The organism is Ilumatobacter sp. (assembly GCF_030065885.1).
Classification (GTDB): domain Bacteria; phylum Actinomycetota; class Acidimicrobiia; order Acidimicrobiales; family Ilumatobacteraceae; genus Ilumatobacter.
Map to the genome: position 1 here is coordinate 1 of NZ_JASJCS010000095.1, position 16,699 is coordinate 16,699.

The following is a 16,699-nucleotide window of genomic DNA, read 5'->3' on the forward strand; positions in this document are numbered from 1 at the left end:
GGCCCGACCTCGGCGCCGACGCGGATGATGCCGCGATCGTCGAGGTCGGCGAGGATGTCGTCGCTCAGGTTGGGGATGTCGCGGCTGATCTCCTCGGGGCCGAGCTTGGTGTCGCGTGCGTCGACCTCGTGCTCGTGGATGTGGATCGACGTCAGCACGTCGTCCTTCACGAGCCGTTCGGAGAGGATGATCGCGTCCTCGAAGTTGTAGCCCTCCCAGGGCATGAACGCGACGAGCAGGTTCTTGCCGAGCGCCAGCTCGCCGTGGTCGGTCGACGGGCCGTCGGCGATGATCGCGCCCTTCTTGACCTTGTCGCCCTCGACGACGCGGGGCCGCTGGTTGATGCAGGTGTCCTGGTTGGAGCGGCGGAACTTGGACAGGCCGTACGTGCGCTTGCCCTCGTTCTTGTACTGCACGGTGATCGATGCGCCGGTGACCTCGATCACCTCGCCGTCGTCGGCCGCCTGGACGAGATCGGCCGCGTCACGGGCGGCGCGGTTCTCGATGCCGGTGCCGATGTACGGCGCCTCGGCCCGCAGCAACGGCACGGCCTGGCGCTGCATGTTGGCGCCCATCAGCGCCCGGTTGGCGTCGTCGTGCTCGAGGAACGGGATCAGCGCCGTGGCCACGGACACGATCTGCTTCGGCGAGACGTCCATGTAATCGACCTCGACGGGCGGCACGTAGCCGATGTCGGTGGTCGCACCGAAGAAGCTCTCCTGCTCGAGCATCTTGCGGAGGTCGTCGAGGCTGGCCGCCTGCGGCGACCGGCGGACGAGCACGCGGTCGTCGACGAACGTCCCGTCGTCGTTGAGCGGCGTGTTGGCCTGGGCGACGACGTAGTTCTCCTCCTCGTCGGCCGCCATGTAGACGATCTTGCCGGTGACCTTGCCGTCCTTGACCTCGCGGTACGGCGACTCGATGAACCCGAACTCGTTGACGCGGGCGAACGTCGACAGTCCGCCGATCAGGCCGATGTTCGGGCCCTCGGGCGTCTCGATCGGACACATGCGGCCGTAGTGGCTGAAGTGGACGTCGCGGACCTCGAAGCCGGCGCGCTCACGGGAGAGACCACCCGGGCCGAGCGCCGACAGGCGGCGGCGGTGGGTGAGGCCCGAGAGCGGGTTGACCTGGTCCATGAACTGCGACAGCTGCGAGGTGCCGAAGAACTCCTTGATCGCCGCCACGACCGGGCGGATGTTGATCAGGGTCTGCGGGGTGATCGCCTCGACGTCCTGGGTCGTCATGCGCTCACGGACGACGCGCTCCATACGGCTCAGGCCGATGCGGACCTGGTTCTGGATGAGCTCGCCGACGGAGCGGATGCGGCGGTTGGCGAAGTGGTCCTGGTCGTCGAGCCGGTAGCCCGGCTCCTGCTTGACCAGGTTGAGCATGTACGTGATCGCCGCGAGCACCTCGCAGCGGCTGAGCACGTGCTGGCCGTCCTCGGGCAGGTCGAGCAGGGGCTCGCCTTCGGTGTTGACCGCGCCGAGCAGGCCGAACTGGTCGCCGATCTTCTCGAGCTCGGCGCCGAGCTTGCGGTTCAGCTTGTACCGGCCGACGCGGCTCAGGTCGTACCGGCGGTTCTCGAAGAACGCGTTGCGGAAGTAGGCCTTGGCCGACTCGACGGTCGGCGGCTCACCGGGTCGCGCCCGCTTGTAGATCTCGACGAGGGCTTCGTCGCGGGTCGGCGCGACGTCGCGCTCCTTGTCCCACTGGCCCTCGAGGAAGTCGAACTCGGCGACGAACCGATCGAGGAAGCCCGGTGCGTTCTCCTCGTCGTAGCCCAACGCGCGGAGGAGGGTGAAGATGCCCAGCCGACGCTTGCGGGCGACGCGGGTGCCGCAGGTGACGTCCTTGCCGGGGCGGTGCTCGACGTCGAACTCCATCCACTCACCGCGGTACGGGTGGATGGTGCCCTTGACGAGCTGGTGCTTGGTGAGGTTGCGCAGGCGGTAGCGCTCGCCGGGCTCGAAGATGACGCCCGGGCTGCGCACGAGCTGCGACACGACGACGCGCTCGGTGCCGTTGATGATGAACGTGCCCTTGTCGGTCATCGCGGGCAGGTCGCCCATGAAGACCGTCTGCTCCTTGATCTCGCCGGTGTTGCGGTTCATGAACCGGGCGCGCACGAAGACCGGCGCGCTGTAGGTCATGTCCTTCTCTTTGCACTCCTCGACCGAGAACTTCGGCGGCGGGCGCAGGTCTTCGTCGAACGGGTCGAACTCGAGCTCGAGCTGCAGGGCTTCGGAGAAGTCCTTGATCGGGCTGATGTCGCGGAAGGTGTTCGCCAGCCCTTCCTCGAGGAACCACTGGAAGCTCTCACGCTGGATGGCGATGAGGTCCGGCAGTTCGAGCGGTTCGTCCAGGTTCGCGAACGAGTAACGCTCACGGGAGGTCGAGCGAGTAGCCACAGATCACCTCGATGTTGTCGGCACGGTCGGTTTGCGGGCGCGCCACAACCCGACCGAAGTTCGGTGGGGAGTCAGGGCGACACACGGCAACAGGCGATCCTATCCCGATCGTCACAGGATCGTCAACCGTCGCAACGGTGCATTCGCTGGATCGGCACACCCGGCCTCCCGGCCTGGTGTCCGAATTGGCCCACACGGTAAGGAAACCGGCTCGCCGTGTCAAGGAATTCGGCCGCGCCGGCGACGAAGGCCCAGGTCAGCGGGGGGTGATCGCCACAACCCGGCCGGTGGCGTGATCGGTGACCAGGACGCGATCGCCCGCCACGAGCAGGTGTTGGGGCCGTTCGACCGTGTCGATCAGCACCTCGCCGGCGTGGGGGCGGCCGTCGGCGGCGATCGGGACCGCCACGATCTCGCCCCGGTTCCAGAGCGCCACCAGCAACGTGCCGGGGTCCCACGGGGCGACGACGACCGATGTCGGCGTGGCCCCCGCCGGGAAGATCGCGTGCGAACGAGGGGTGTCGGTGCACGTGGCGTCGGTCGCGCCGAGCTCGGCGACCGGGATTCGGTCGCCGACGCAGCGCGGATAGCCGAAGTCGTCGTCGACCATCACCTCGACGAGCTCGTCGGGCGGGACCGTTCCGTCGAGACGGCCGTCCGACATCTCGGTCACCCAGAGCCGGTCGTCCGGGCCGACGACGTGTGCGTAGGCGTGCTTGAACCCTGTCGCGTAGGCGACCGGCGCCGCATCGGGGCCGGTCAGCGTCCACAGGGTGCCCGACCCCGACGCGAGTCCGTCGCCCTCGCGCCGGCCCGAGGTGTCGTAGAGGATCGAGCCGTCCGCGAGCGGCGTGATCGTGCCCTGCGAGCGGCCATTGAACGGCAGTGCGTCGAGCACGACCGTCCGATCGGTGCCACCGCCGAGGGGGCCGACCGTGAGGCGGCGCTGCTCCATGATCCAGAGCCGACCGTCGGCGACGGCCAGGCCGGTGGGCGTCAACAGGCCGTCGACGAGCACCTCCCGCCGGTCGGGATCGTCGAGATCGACGGCGGCCACCCGACCGGTACCGTCGCGCTCGCCGCCGTTCAGCTCGGCGACGAGCAGGCGCCCGTCGGGCGCGATTGCGATCTGCGTCGGCCCCTCGAAGCCGTCCGCCACGACGCTCAGCTCGAGCTGGGCGTCCCGTGGGCCGTCGTCGCCGCACGAGACCAACAACAGCGCGAGTGCCACTGCAAACGATCGCATCGCACCAGTCTGACCCGGGCCGGGGACGCGGACGAGCCCCGGGTCGTCCCCGGGGCTCGTCCCGTGATTCGTCGGCGTCGGGCGACGCTCAGCGCCACCGTCGCCGCGTCACTTCAGCTCGACGGTGGCTCCTGCCTCTTCGAGCTTGGCCTTGGCGGCCTCGGCCCCGTCCTTGTCGGCCTTCTCGATCACGGCGCTCGGGGCACCGTCGACGAGGTCCTTGGCCTCCTTGAGGCCGAGGCTCGTCAGCTCGCGGACGGCCTTGATCACCTGGATCTTCTGGCCACCGGCTTCGGTGAGCATGACGTCGAACTCGTCCTGCTCGGCGGCGGCGGCCTCGTCACCGCCACCAGCGGCCGGCGCACCGGCGGCTGCGACGGCAACCGGAGCGGCTGCGGTGACTTCGAACTTCTCTTCGAACGCGTCGAGGAGCTCCTTGAGCTCGATGACAGTCATGTTGCTGATGGCGTCGAGGATGTCTTCCTTGGTGGCCATGGTGGTGTTCTCCTTGTTGAACAGATGTGCGCCTCTCGGCGCTGCGATGGATTGGTCGGAACGGGTTGGTCGGGGAAGCGCCTACGCGGCCTGCTTCTCCATGAGGGCGGACAGGCCGTAGGCGAAGTTGCGGGGCAGCGCCTGCAACAGGCCGGCGGTCTTGACCAGCGGCGCCTGCAGTGCGCCGGCGAACCTCGCCAGCAGCTCCTCGCGCGACGGCAGGTCGGCGAGCGCCTTGACGTCGGCAGCGGACAGGGCGACCTCGCCCAGGACGCCGCCCTTGACGACGAGGTCCGGGAGCGTCTTGGCCGAGTCGCGCAGCGCCTTGGCCGCACCGGCGACGTCGCCGGTGACGAAGGTCAGCGCCGTGGGCCCGACGAGATGTTCGTCGAGTCCCTCGATGCCCGCCTCGCGGACGGCCAGCCGGGTCAGCGTGTTCTTGTAGATGACGTGCTCGGCGTCGCTGGGACGCAGTGCGTTTCGCACGCCGGCTAGCTGCGGCACCGTCAGCCCGCGGTACTCGGACACGAACACCGCCTGCGCGTCGTTCAGCTTGGCGGTGATCTCCTCGACCACGGCGACCTTGTCGGGGCGGGGCGCCCTCTTCTCGGTAGCGGTATCAGTCACGTTCGTGTACACCTCCTCTCGCTTCTACTCATGGCTCGCGTCGTCATCGTTCGAATCCGACAGGCGACACCACGAGGAGCGAGGCCCGCAGGCCCGGTCTTCGAAGGAGTACACCTCGGCTGGTGGGGCGAACCCATTCTCCGCCTCCCCACGAGGATCGGCGAGCCAGCGGTCTTCGGCGAGCAACCACTATGTCAGCCCGTGAATCTACCGCTGGACGACGACGGTTCCACGTCGAGACCGGCCCATCACAGGTGGCCGGCACCGGCTCGCTACAGTTCGTCCGACGCCTGGACGATCACGGTGGCAGGCGCGACCGACGGCGGGGGGCCGGATGCCGACATGGGGATTCGTGTGGATGGTTGCATGGCCCGACTTCCGCGCTCGCCTGCAGCGATTCCTCGTGATCGGGCTCGGCATGGCGCTCGTGCTCGCGATCACGCTGCTGCTCAGCGCGTTCTCCGAGGGCTTCCGTCTGCGCAGTGAGCGTCTGCTCGACGTCTTCGGCGGCGATCGATACCTCGTGGCTGCCGGAAGCTCGGGGCCGATGACCTCGACGACGCCGTTGCCGGCCTCGCTCGGCGACATCGCGGAAACGGCCGGCGCGGTGGCACGACCGGTCTTCCTCGCCCCCAACGCGATCCTCGTCGACGGCCAACCGGCCGGCGTCATCGTCGTCGGCTCGGACGGTGACGAACCCGGTCTCCGCGTCGTCGAGGGCCGCGCCATCGGCGGGCCCGGCGAAGCGCTTGCCGACGTCGAGGTCGTCGAGCTCGCGCTCGGCGACCGGTTCACGCTCGCAGGCCAACCGTTCACCGTCGTCGGCCGCACCGAGCACGCCACCTGGGACATCGCCAACGCAGCGCTCTTCGTCGACCGCCAGCAGGCGCTCGGCCTGTTCGCCGACGGCCAGGACGTGGCCACGGCGATCGCGATCGAGGGCGAGGGCGAGCTCAGCGGGCTGCCCGAGGGCGTCGAGGTCCAGCCGCGCGAGCAGGCCTTCGACGACGTGCTGAGCCGTACCGCCGACGCGAAGCGCTCGATCGACTCGTTCAAGGTCACGTTGTGGGCGCTGGCGGTGGTCATCGTGGCGGCGGTGCTGTACCTGGCGGCGCTCGAGCGGGTGCGCGACTTCGCGATCTTCAAGGCGACGGGCGCCAAGAACGCCGACCTCGTGCTGGGTCTCGCCCTCCAGGCCGCGTTCGTCGGGCTGATCGCCGGTGTCTCGTCGGTCGGGCTCGCGCACGCGATGAAGCCGATCTACCCGGGCCTGCTCAGCCTCCCGGTGCGGGTGGCGTGGCCAGTCATCCCGGTCGCCGTCGTGATCGCCGTGCTGTCGAGCATCGCAGGCGTGCGTCGAGCGATCAGGGTCGACCCGAGTCAGGCGTTCGGATGAGCGAGGAGGCGTGGCGATGTCGCACCTCGTGATCGACGAGCTGACCGTCGAGTTCGATGCCGGCGGGTACGCCGTGAGGCCGCTCGACGGGTTCTCGGCGTCGATCGCCGACGGATCGCTCGCGGTCCTGCTCGGGCCCAGCGGGTGTGGCAAGACGACGCTGCTCTCCTGCCTCGGCGGCATCCTCACGCCGACCAGCGGATCGATCCGGTTCGCCGGCGCTGACGTCGCGGCCCTGCGGGGTGGGGCTCGATCGCAGTACCGCCAGCGCGACGTCGGCATCGTGTTCCAGGCGTTCAATCTCGTGCCGAGCCTCACGGCCCTGGCCAACGTCATGGCCCCGCTGCGGGCGGCAGGCATCGCCGCGCGCGAGGCGCGGGCGCGAGCGACCGAGTTGCTCGACCACGTCGGCCTCGCCGACCGTCTCGACCACCGGCCCGCGGCGCTCTCGGGTGGTCAGCAGCAGCGCGTCTCGCTCGCCAGGGCGATCGCTCACGACCCGCCGCTGATCATCGCCGACGAGCCCACGGCGAGCCTCGACTACGTCCAGGTCGAAGGCGTGCTCCGGCTGCTGCGCGAGCTGGCTTCGCCCGGTCGGGTGGTCGTCGTGGCGACCCACGACGATCGCTTGCTGCCGCTCGCCGACCAGATCGTCGAGATGGTGCCCCGGTTCGGTGACGACGGGGCCGCGCCGGCACGCACCGAGCTGGCGGCCGGCGAGGTGCTGTTCGAGCAGGGATCGCACGCGGCCAGGATCTTCGTGGTCGAGGCGGGTTCGATCGACATCGTGCGCGACGACGGCCACGGCGGCGAGGTCGAGCTGGCCACGCTGCCGGCCGGCGAGCACTTCGGCGAGATGGGCCCGCTGTTCGGCCTCCCGCGATCGGCCACGGCACGGGCGCACGGCGCCGCCGTCGTGGTCGGGTACACACCCGAGCAGTTCCGCGAACACGTCGGCGCCGAGCGACTCAGCGACCTCATCCGGACCGATGCGCCCGACGACGCCGCGGTCTGAGGCACGGGCGCGATGGAGGCCTTCGACGCAGCTCGCGACGACGTGGTCAGGGCGGTCGACGCCTGCGGGCTGTTCGAATCGCTGTCAGGCGACGTGCGGGCGGAGCTGCTCGATGCGTTCAGCGGTCTCCGACTGACGACCGGCGAGACGTTGATGTCCGCCGGCGAGAACGCCGACGAGCTGTACATCGTGCGCCACGGACGCCTCAGGGCCACGATGACGGGACCGGACGGCGAGGACGTGCCCGTCGGCGAGATCGGCAAGGGCGAGGTCGTCGGCGAGATGGCCGTGATCACCGACGAGGACCGCTCGGCGACGATCCGGGCGATGCGCGACACCGATCTGTTCAGACTGCCTGCGGAGGACTTCGGCCGGCTGATCCAACGCCATCCGGAGATGCTGAGGCCGTTCGCATCAGTCGTCGTCAACCGGCTCCGGACGGCGATGGTCATGCCGCCGCGGCCCGCACTGCCCGCCACGATCGTGCTGTTGCCCACCGACGACCCGACGGACGCCGACTGGCTGGCGCGAGCGATCGCCGGCCAGCTCGGCGGGCATGCCGTCGCCGTGCTCCGACGGGCCGACGTCGCCGGTGCCGGGCACCCGGCCGCCCACCTCCTCGACGTCGAGAACTCGGTCGACGTCTCGCTCCTCGTCGCCGACGCGGGGCCGACCGAGTGGACCCGCCTCTGCCTTCGACATGCCGACCGCGTGCTCCTCGTGGCCGCGGCGCACGGCTCGGCGGGCCGGACCCCGGTCGAGGCTGACGATCGGTGCCGCGCGCGACTCGCCGACGTGCCGACCCAACTCGTGATGCTGCACGACGGCCGCCCTCGGAGCGGGCCGTGGTTGGAGACCCGCACGATCGAGAGCCATCACAACGTCGACCGGTCGTGCCCCGCCGACATCGGCCGGCTCGCGCGGCGCCTGACGGGCACGGCGACGGTGATGGTGTTGGGCGGCGGCGGAGCCAGGGGCTTCGCCCACTTCGGGGTCGTGCGGGCGATCAAGGAGGCCGGTGTGCCGATCGACGCGATAGTCGGGACGAGTGCCGGCGCGGTCGTCGGTGGGCTCCTCGCGCGGGTCGACGATCCGGCCGACGCTCAGCGGCAGATGACGCAGTGGTTCGACGAGGCGCGATGGCGCCGGGACTTCAACCCGCCCAAGGTGTCGCTGATGTCCGGGCGGACGATGACCGAGGGCCTCCGCGAGCTCGGCGACGGGCGACACATCGAGGACCTGGCCGTCGACTTCGCCGCGGTCTCCTGCGACCTCGTCACCGCGACGCCGTACGTCCACGACCGGGGCCCCCTGTGGCGCGCACTGCGGGCGAGTGGTTCGGTACCCGGCCTGTTCCCACCGGTCGCGATCGACGGCCACCTGCTGGTCGACGGCGGCCTGACCGCCAACCTCCCGATCGCTCTGGCTCGCGAGCGGCACGGGAGCTCACGCCTGATCGAGGTGGAGGTCGGCGACCCGACCGACATCGACCTCGGCGGGCTCGACGACTCGGGCATCGTGAACGGCTGGCAGCGGCTGCGCCGCCGTCCGGACAGCGGCGCCTCGCTGGCGAAGCTGATGATGCGTCTGACCGAGCTCGGACGTCACGAGTCGAGCGAGCTCGCCGACGTGCTGATCACCCCGGACGTTCGTGGTTTCGGTCTGACCGACACCAAGCGCGCCGCTGAGATCGTGCAGCGCGGCTACGAGGCGGGCGTTCGTGCGATCGAGACGGGTGTGGTCACCGTCTGATCGGCGCACGGACGAGCCGCGCGGTCAGTCCTCGCCCTTCAGGCGGTTCGTGTCGATGCGGACGCCGGGGCCCATCGTGGTCGACACGGTGATCTTCTTGATGTAGCGGCCCTTCGCCGACGCCGGCTTGGCGCGCTGGATCTCGTCGAGCACCGCACGGAAGTTGGCGTCGATCTTGTCCTGGTCGAAGCTCGCCTTGCCGAGTTGCACGTGCACGTTGCCGTACCGGTCGGTGCGGTACTCGACCTTGCCGCCCTTGAACTCCTCGACGGCCTTGCCGACGTCGGTGGTCACCGTGCCGGTCTTGGGGTTGGGCATCAGGCCACGAGGGCCGAGCACGCGACCGAGACGGCCGACCAACGGCATCATGTCGGGGGTGGCGATCGCCACGTCGAAGTCCATCTTGCCGCCCTCGACCTCGGCGGCGAGGTCGTCGGCGCCGACCACGTCGGCGCCCGCCTCGCGAGCTGCATCGGCGGCCTCGCCGGCAGCGAAGACGGCGACGCGGACGTCCTTGCCCGTGCCGGACGGGAGCGCGACCGTGCCCCGGACCATCTGGTCCGCCTTGCGCGGGTCGACGCCGAGCCGGAACACGATGTCGAGGTTCTCGTCGAACTTGGCGCTGGCGGTCGCCTTGGCGATCTGCAGCGCCTCGGACGGGCTGTAGAACTGCTCGCGGTCGTAGCGCTTCAGCGCGTCGGTGTACTTCTTGCCGGACATGATGTGTCTCCCTCGTTGTGTGAGCTCCCCCGGCGAGGTCCTCCGGGGCCGAGCTGTTGGTTGTGATGGCCTGGTGTCGAACGTTGGGTCCGAGGGGCCGAGCGCCCCAGGACCGGCTTGGCCGGTCCGGTCTCGACGATCTCGCCACGGGCGGCGCTCATTCGGACCGAACGGAGCGAGCGAAGTGAGCGAGTGAGGCCGAGTCGCTACGCGACCGCGATCCCCATCGAACGGGCGGTGCCGCGGATCTGTTGCTTGGCCGCCTCGATGTCGTTGGCGTTGAGGTCGGGCATCTTGATCTTGGCGATCTCTTCGACGTCGGCCTCGCTGATGGTGCCGACGGTCTCGGCGCCGGGGTTGTTCGCGGCCTTCTCGAGGCCGGCGGCCTTGCGGATCAGCACCGGTGCGGGTGGCGTCTTGAGGATGAAGTCGAACGTGCGATCCTCGTAGATCGTGATCTCGGTCGGCACGATCGTGCCGGCCTGCGCTTCGGTCTTGGCGTTGTACGCCTTGACGAAGTCCATGATCGCGATGCCGTGGGGGCCGAGCGCGGTGCCGACCGGCGGGGCCGGGCTGGCCTTGCCGGCCTCGATCTGGATCTTGACGATCGCGGCGACCTTCTTCTTTGCCATGGTGGTGTCGTTCTCTCTATCTCAGGGGGTGCTCGAATGCCGGTCGCTCAGAGCTTGCTGACCTGGCTGAAGTCCATCTCGACCAGCGTCTCGCGTCCGAAGATGTTGACGAGCACCTTCAGCTTCATGTGGTCGGCGTTGATCTCGGCGATCGTGCCGAGGAAGTCGGCGAACGGGCCTTCCTTGACGCGCACGCTCTCGCCCTCTTCGTAGTCGAGCTTGGGCTTGGGTCGTGCGGCGTCGGCCTCGGCGCCGGCGCCCTTGGTCGACAGGAACGTGCGGACCTCGCGGCGCCGGAGCGGCGTCGGCTTCTGACCGCGGTCGCTCTGTCCGACGAACCCGGTGACGCCAGGGGTGTTGCGGATGCAATACCACGACTCGTCGGTCATCTCGCACCGAACCAGCAGGTACCCGGGGAAGACCTTGCGCTGCACCGTCTGCTTCTTGCCGTTCTTGAACTCGACGACCTCTTCCATGGGGATCACGACCTCGTAGATCGCATCTTCCATGTTCATCGAGTGCACCCGGGCGTTGAGGTTGGCGGTGACCTTCTTCTCGTAGCCCGACTGGGTGTGGACGACGTACCAGGAACCCGGACGGGTCCACGGATCGTCCTCCTCGACCTCGTCGGCCGGAGGGGCGAGCGCCTCTGCTTCGGAGATGACCTCGGCGCCGTCGTCGGACTCGATCGGCGCATCGTCGCCGCCAGCCGGCTCGGCGGCTGCCTCGTCGGTGGCAGCCGGCGCCTCGCCGGCATCGTCGGTGACCACCGGCTCGGCGGTCACGTCCTCGTCGTCGCCGGTGACGACGGCGTCGCCGACCGGCAGCAGGTCGGGGGACGGCTCGGCGTGCGCCTCGGCGGCCGGTTCGAGGTCGTCGTCGGTGTCGACGGCGGCGTCACCGACCGGCAGGAGGTCGGCGGCGGACGGCTCGGGAGCCGCGGTCTCGTCGGGCGCTGCCTCGGACTCGGTGCCGGCTGGGGCCTCGGCGACCGGTTCGGCGTGGCTCGCAGCCTGGTCGTGGGTGGTCTGATCGCTCATGTGTAGAACCAATCGGCGACGTACTGGAGGCCGAAGTCGAGCCCGCCGACGAAGGCGGTGTAGGCGACGACGGTCGCGGTGACGATGATCGAGTAGCGAACGACCTCGGGGCGGCTCGGCCAGGCGACCTTGCGCATCTCGTCGCGGACCTCGCGCAGGTACTGCGCCGGGCCCACCCGCTCGCGCGTCGGCTGCTGCCGAGGCGCGCGGGTCGGCGCGCCCTTCTCGTCGAGGGCGCCCTGGCGCTTCAGCAAGCGCTTCTGTTCGCGGTTGAGATCATCGAGTGACATGAGTTCTCTTTACTGATCGATCGTCTGGGCAGGGCAGGAGGGACTCGAACCCCCGACCGTCGGTTTTGGAGACCGATGCTCTACCAACTGAGCTACTGCCCTCGGATGGGAGCGCCAGCGTACCAGCGACTCCCGAGGCGCACCCCCCAGCCGAACGGGTCAGCGCGTCTCCTTGTGGAGCGTGTGCTTCCGCTCGTGGCTGCAGTACTTGCTCATCTCGAGGCGCTCACGGTCGTTGACCTTCGACTTCATCGTGATGTAGTTGCGCCGCTTGCACTCGGTGCACTCGAGGGTGATCTTCACCCGCTTGTCTGACTTGGGCATCTCAATTCGCTCGCTTCGCTCGCTGTCGTTGCTCGTGGTCCCGGACGAGGGACGCCCGAGCCGGCTGACCGGCCCGGGCGCACCTCCATCCCAGAACGTCTCGTTCGTGTCGTTACTCGATGATGGTCGTCACTTGATGATGTTGGTGACGCGGCCGGCGCCGACGGTGCGGCCACCTTCACGGATCGCGAACCGCAGGCCTTCGTCCATCGCGATCGGCTTACCCAACTCGACCGTCATCACCACGTTGTCACCCGGCATCACCATCTCGGTCCCGCTGGGCAACTCGATCGTGCCGGTCACATCAGTCGTCCGGAAGAAGAACTGCGGCCGGTAGTTGTTGAAGAACGGCTTGTGACGACCACCCTCCTCCTTGGTCAACACATACACCTGACCCTCGAAATTCGTGTGCGGCGTGATCGAGCCCGGCGCACACAACACCTGCCCCCGCTCCACATCATCTTTGTCCGTCCCCCGCAACAACGCACCGATGTTGTCACCAGCCTGACCCTCATCGAGAATCTTCCGGAACATCTCCACCCCGGTACACGTCGTCTTCTGCGTCTCCCGCAACCCGACGATCTCGATCTCATCACCGGTGTGGATCACACCCTGCTCCACCTTCCCGGTCACCACCGTCCCACGACCCGTGATCGTGAACACATCCTCGATCGGCATCAAGAACGGCTTGTCCAGATCACGCTCCGGCTCAGGGATGTAACTGTCACAGGCATCCATCAACGCCATCACCTGACCCTGCGCCTCGGTGTCACCCTCCAACGCCTGCAACGCAGACACCGCCACGATCGGCGCATCATCACCCGGGAACTCGTACTCGTTCAACAACTCACGAATCTCGAGCTCCACCAACTCCAACAGCTCATCGTCGTCGACCATGTCCGCCTTGTTCAACGCCACCACGATGTACGGCACACCCACCTGACGCGCCAGCAGCACATGCTCACGCGTCTGAGGCATCGGACCATCCGTCGCCGCCACCACCAAGATCGCACCATCCACCTGCGCCGCACCCGTGATCATGTTCTTGATGTAATCCGCATGACCCGGCATATCCACATGCGCATAATGCCGCGCCTCAGTCTCATACTCGATATGAGCAATCGAAATCGTGATCCCCCGCGCCTTCTCCTCCGGCGCCTTATCAATCGTGTCAAACGCAGAGAACTCCGCCAACCCCTTCTCCGCCAACGTCTTCGAAATCGCCGCCGTCAACGTCGTCTTCCCATGATCAATATGACCCATCGTGCCAATATTCACATGCGGCTTCGTACGCTCAAACTTCGCCTTACTCATTGCTCTCTACCTCTGACGGTGCTTTCTCGTTGATCGATGATGATTGGTTGATTCGTGCTGGCGATCACTCGCCGCGGACTCGCTTCACGATGTCGTCGGCGATCGCCGTCGGCACCTGCTGGTACTGGGCGAACTGCATCGTGTAGGTGGCACGGCCCTGGGTCCGCGACCTGAGGTCGGTGCTGTAGCCGAACATCTCGGACAGCGGGACCTGCGACTTGATCTGCTGGACGTTGCCGTTGGCCTCCATGCCCTCGACGCGGCCACGGCGGCTGTTGAGGTCACCGATGACGTCGCCCATGTACTCCTCGGGCGTCACGACCTCGACCGCCATGATCGGCTCGAGCAGCACCGGGCCGGCCTTGGCGGCGGCCTCCTTGAAGCCCGCCTGACCGGCGATCTTGAACGCCATCTCGGACGAGTCGACGTCGTGGTACTGGCCGTCGACGAGGCTGACCTTGACGTCGACCATGCCGTAGCCGGCGAGCACGCCCGACTCGAGGCCGGCCTGGATGCCCTGGTTGGTCGGCTGGATGTACTCGCGGGGCACCCGGCCACCGGTGATCTTGTCGTCGAACTCGTAGCCCTTCCCGGGGTTCGGCTCGACCTTCAGCTTGACGACCGCGAACTGGCCGGAACCGCCCGACTGCTTGATGTGCCGGTACTCGTGCGACTCGACGATCTTGGTGACCGTCTCGCGGTACGCGACCTGCGGCTTGCCGACGGTCGCTTCGACGCTGAACTCGCGCATCATGCGGTCGACGAGCACCTCGAGGTGCAGTTCGCCCATGCCCGAGATGACCGTCTGCCCGGTCTCTTCGTCGGTGCGGATGCGGAACGTCGGGTCCTCGTCGGAGAGCGACTTGAGCGCTTTGCCGAGCTTGTCCTGGTCGGACTTGGTCTTCGGCTCGATGGCGACGTGGATCACCGGCTCGGGGAACTCCATGCGCTCGAGGATGACCTGGCTGTCGCGATCGCACAGCGTGTCACCGGTGGTGACCTCCTTGAAGCCGAGACCGGCGACGATGTCGCCCGCCATCGCCACCTCGAGGTCCTCGCGCTGGTTGGCGTGCATCAGCAGGATGCGGCCGAGGCGCTCGCGCTTCTCCTTGGTGGAGTTGTAGATCTCGTCACCCTTGTTGACCTCGCCCGAGTAGACGCGGAAGTAGGTCAGCTTGCCGAACGGGTCGGCGACGATCTTGAAGGCCAGCGCGGCGAAGGCGTCGTCCTGCGGGCCGCGCTCGACCTCCTCGTCGCCGCGCATGTTGGTGCCCTTGGCCGGCTCGATGTCGAGCGGCGAGGGCAGGTAGTCGATGACGGCGTCGAGCATCGGCTGGACGCCCTTGTTCTTGAACGCCGACCCGCAGAGGATCGGGATGAAGTCGATGTTGAGCGTGCCCTGACGGATCGCCTTCTTGATCAGGTCGATCGGCACGTCCTCACCGCCGAGGTACAGCTCCATCAGCTCCTCGGACTCGGTGGCGATCGCCTCCATCATGTGCTCGCGGTACTCGTTCGCCTGGTCGACCATGTTCTCGGGGATCTCGACCTCGTCCCACTTCGCGCCGAGCTCCTCGTCGCGCCAGATGAGCGCCTTCATCCTGACCAGGTCGACGAGGCCGATGAACGGCTCGTTCGACTCGGGGCCGCCGGCGCCGATCGGGAGCTGGACGACGAGCGGGTTCGCCTCGAGCCGGTCGCGCACCATGTCGACGGTGCGGTAGAAGTTGGCGCCGATCCGGTCCATCTTGTTGACGAAGCAGAACCGCGGGACGTCGTACTTGTTGGCCTGCCGCCAGACGGTCTCGGTCTGCGGCTCGACGCCGGCGACCGAGTCGAACACGGTCACCGCGCCGTCGAGCACGCGCAGCGAGCGCTCGACCTCGATCGTGAAGTCGACGTGGCCCGGCGTGTCGATGATGTTGATGCGGTGGTCGTCCCACACGCAGGTGGTGGCGGCGGACGTGATGGTGATGCCGCGCTCTTGCTCCTGGGCCATGTGGTCCATCGTGGCGGCGCCGTCGTGCACCTCGCCGATCTTGTAGCTCTTCCCGGTGTAGTAGAGGATGCGCTCGGTCGTGGTGGTCTTGCCGGCATCGATGTGGGCCATGATGCCGATGTTGCGGGTGCGCTCGAGGGGAAACTCACGCTTGGCCATCGTCAGGTCACTTCCGTCTTTCGGGTCGAACTCTCAAGGGGCTGGCCGGCCTGGCGATCACGCCCGGACGGCCGGAAACACGGTCGTCAAGTGTACCGGCTGCACTGCGACTACAACCCTGGTCGCACTCCGAATCCAAGCGTTCCACGCCCGTTCCGGTTCGTTCGCGACGCGTTCACGTCGGCGAGCTCGGGAGGTGAGCCGGATCCGACTCGGTCGGTCCGGCGAAGCCCGATCGGTTGCGTCACTCCGGCGGGGTGGGCGAGCGCCGAAGCGGAGCGCCAGCGCAGCGGAGGCGGCGAGCTCGGGAGGTGAGCCGGGTCCGACTCGGTCGGTCCGGCGAAGCCCGATCGTTCTAGTGACCGCTGATGTAGTCGGCGAGGGCGCGATTCTCCTGTTCGAGCTCCGCGAGACGCGCCTTCACGACGTCGCCGATCGACACGATGCCCGAGAGGTGCCCCTGGTCGTCGACGACCGGGAGGTGCCGGATCCGGCGCTCGGTCATCAGCGTCATGAGGCGATCGACCCCGTCGCTGGCCGAGCACGTGACGACATCGGTCGACATCACCGAGCCGACGCTGCCGTCGAGCGCGGCGGCACCACCGGCGGCCGCGGTGCGGACGATGTCGCGCTCGGAGATGATCCCCTCGATCGCCTGCGCGTCCCCCGACACGACGAGCGCGCCGATCTTGAGTTCCCCGAGTGTCCGGATCGCCTCGTGCAAGGTTGCGGTCTGTGCGACCGTGGCCACGTCGGTGCCCTTGGCCCCGATGATCGACTGAACGTTCATCAACCCCTCCCTGTGTCCCCGTCCCGCGAACTTAGTGCGCCTGTGAACAGTGTCAACTCGGACCGATCGACGCCATGAGGAACTCCAGGTGAACGGGGGGTGAACCCCGGCGCGGAAGCCTTGAGCGGGCCCCGCTGTGTGCCTAGCGTGCGCTCGTGACGGACCGGCGAACACGTCTCGGCATCAACGGATTCGGACGGATCGGTCGACTCGTCGTGCGGGCGCTCGGCAAGCACCCCGAGCTCGCGGTCGCCCACGTGAACGAGGTGTCCGGCGACGTCGCCACCGCAGCCCAGCTGCTCCAGTTCGACACGGTGCACGGGCGCTTCGGTGGTGAGGTCTCGGTCGCCGGCCAGGCGGTGGTCGTCGATGGCGATCACGTCTCGTACTCGGCGCACCGGCCAGTTCGACCGACCGCTCCGACATGAACGTCCGCGACTACGCCCTCGTCACCGCCGGCTACTGGGCGTTCACGCTCACCGACGG

At 68.1% G+C, this 16,699-nt stretch carries 16 protein-coding genes and 1 tRNA gene; 4 read left to right on the plus strand and 13 right to left on the minus strand.

The genetic code is table 11. From position 1 onward, the window contains the following. The 4 genes from rpoB to rplJ form a co-directional block, all read right to left on the minus strand. The coding region (rpoB, locus tag QNJ12_RS17675) for a DNA-directed RNA polymerase subunit beta (protein ID WP_300624593.1) at positions 1-2,414 on the minus strand (2,414 nt) is incomplete at its 3' end. 256 nt (positions 2,415-2,670) lie between these two features. Next, complete coding sequence (locus QNJ12_RS17680) at positions 2,671-3,660, minus strand: hypothetical protein (RefSeq protein ID WP_300624595.1); 990 nt, start codon at positions 3,658-3,660, stop codon at positions 2,671-2,673. A gap of 108 nt (positions 3,661-3,768) precedes the next feature. Then, the gene (rplL, locus tag QNJ12_RS17685) at positions 3,769-4,155 is read right to left on the minus strand and encodes a 50S ribosomal protein L7/L12 (RefSeq protein ID WP_300624597.1); all 387 of its coding nucleotides are present in this window, start codon (positions 4,153-4,155) and stop codon (positions 3,769-3,771) included. An 81-nt stretch (positions 4,156-4,236) separates the two neighbouring features. Further along, positions 4,237-4,782: a 50S ribosomal protein L10 gene (rplJ, locus tag QNJ12_RS17690; RefSeq protein ID WP_300624598.1), complete on the minus strand. Its 546-nt coding sequence runs from the start codon at positions 4,780-4,782 to the stop codon at positions 4,237-4,239. A 358-nt stretch (positions 4,783-5,140) separates the two neighbouring features. Here rplJ and QNJ12_RS17695 point away from each other — a divergent pair, with 358 nt between their 5' ends. The 3 genes from QNJ12_RS17695 to QNJ12_RS17705 are packed head-to-tail and all read left to right on the plus strand — an operon-like array spanning position 5,141 to position 8,945. Then, on the plus strand, positions 5,141-6,178 hold the full coding sequence (locus QNJ12_RS17695) for an ABC transporter permease (RefSeq protein WP_300624600.1): 1,038 nt from the start codon (positions 5,141-5,143) through the stop codon (positions 6,176-6,178). A 16-nt stretch (positions 6,179-6,194) separates the two neighbouring features. Further along, positions 6,195-7,193 carry an ATP-binding cassette domain-containing protein gene (locus QNJ12_RS17700; protein WP_300624602.1) on the plus strand — a complete coding sequence of 333 codons (999 nt, stop codon included), beginning with the start codon at positions 6,195-6,197 and terminating at the stop codon, positions 7,191-7,193. A 12-nt stretch (positions 7,194-7,205) separates the two neighbouring features. Continuing rightward, positions 7,206-8,945 carry a patatin-like phospholipase family protein gene (locus QNJ12_RS17705; protein WP_300624603.1) on the plus strand — a complete coding sequence of 580 codons (1,740 nt, stop codon included), beginning with the start codon at positions 7,206-7,208 and terminating at the stop codon, positions 8,943-8,945. Between the two features lie 24 nt (positions 8,946-8,969). Here the strand turns inward: QNJ12_RS17705 and rplA are convergent, their stop codons facing one another. From rplA to QNJ12_RS17750, 9 genes are all read right to left on the minus strand, one after another. Further along, complete coding sequence (rplA, locus tag QNJ12_RS17710; protein WP_300624604.1) at positions 8,970-9,665, minus strand: 50S ribosomal protein L1; 696 nt, start codon at positions 9,663-9,665, stop codon at positions 8,970-8,972. A 206-nt stretch (positions 9,666-9,871) separates the two neighbouring features. Further along, positions 9,872-10,297 carry a 50S ribosomal protein L11 gene (gene rplK / locus QNJ12_RS17715; RefSeq protein ID WP_300624606.1) on the minus strand — a complete coding sequence of 142 codons (426 nt, stop codon included), beginning with the start codon at positions 10,295-10,297 and terminating at the stop codon, positions 9,872-9,874. Positions 10,298-10,344: 47 nt separating this feature from the next. After that, complete coding sequence (gene nusG / locus QNJ12_RS17720) at positions 10,345-11,337, minus strand: transcription termination/antitermination protein NusG (protein ID WP_300624608.1); 993 nt, start codon at positions 11,335-11,337, stop codon at positions 10,345-10,347. After that, complete coding sequence (secE, locus tag QNJ12_RS17725) at positions 11,334-11,627, minus strand: preprotein translocase subunit SecE (protein ID WP_300624610.1); 294 nt, start codon at positions 11,625-11,627, stop codon at positions 11,334-11,336. The genes nusG and secE overlap by 4 nt, the downstream gene beginning before the upstream one ends. Before the next feature lie 29 nt (positions 11,628-11,656). Then, a tRNA-Trp gene (locus QNJ12_RS17730) sits at positions 11,657-11,729 on the minus strand. A 57-nt stretch (positions 11,730-11,786) separates the two neighbouring features. Beyond that, positions 11,787-11,951, minus strand: a complete 165-nt coding sequence (gene rpmG / locus QNJ12_RS17735) for a 50S ribosomal protein L33 (RefSeq protein WP_300624612.1) — start codon at positions 11,949-11,951, stop codon at positions 11,787-11,789. A gap of 129 nt (positions 11,952-12,080) precedes the next feature. Then, positions 12,081-13,265 (minus strand): elongation factor Tu, encoded by a 1,185-nt coding sequence (gene tuf, locus QNJ12_RS17740; RefSeq protein ID WP_300624614.1) that lies wholly within the window; start codon positions 13,263-13,265, stop codon positions 12,081-12,083. Positions 13,266-13,329: 64 nt separating this feature from the next. Beyond that, on the minus strand, positions 13,330-15,423 hold the full coding sequence (fusA, locus tag QNJ12_RS17745) for an elongation factor G (protein ID WP_300624616.1): 2,094 nt from the start codon (positions 15,421-15,423) through the stop codon (positions 13,330-13,332). A gap of 355 nt (positions 15,424-15,778) precedes the next feature. Further along, the gene (locus tag QNJ12_RS17750; protein WP_300624618.1) at positions 15,779-16,213 is read right to left on the minus strand and encodes a CBS domain-containing protein; all 435 of its coding nucleotides are present in this window, start codon (positions 16,211-16,213) and stop codon (positions 15,779-15,781) included. 155 nt (positions 16,214-16,368) lie between these two features. On the opposite strand from QNJ12_RS17750, the gene QNJ12_RS17755 reads away from it, so the two are divergent. Continuing rightward, entirely contained in the window at positions 16,369-16,641 is a 273-nt protein-coding gene (locus QNJ12_RS17755; RefSeq protein WP_300624620.1) for a glyceraldehyde 3-phosphate dehydrogenase NAD-binding domain-containing protein, read from the plus strand. Positions 16,642-16,699: the final 58 nt, after the last annotated feature.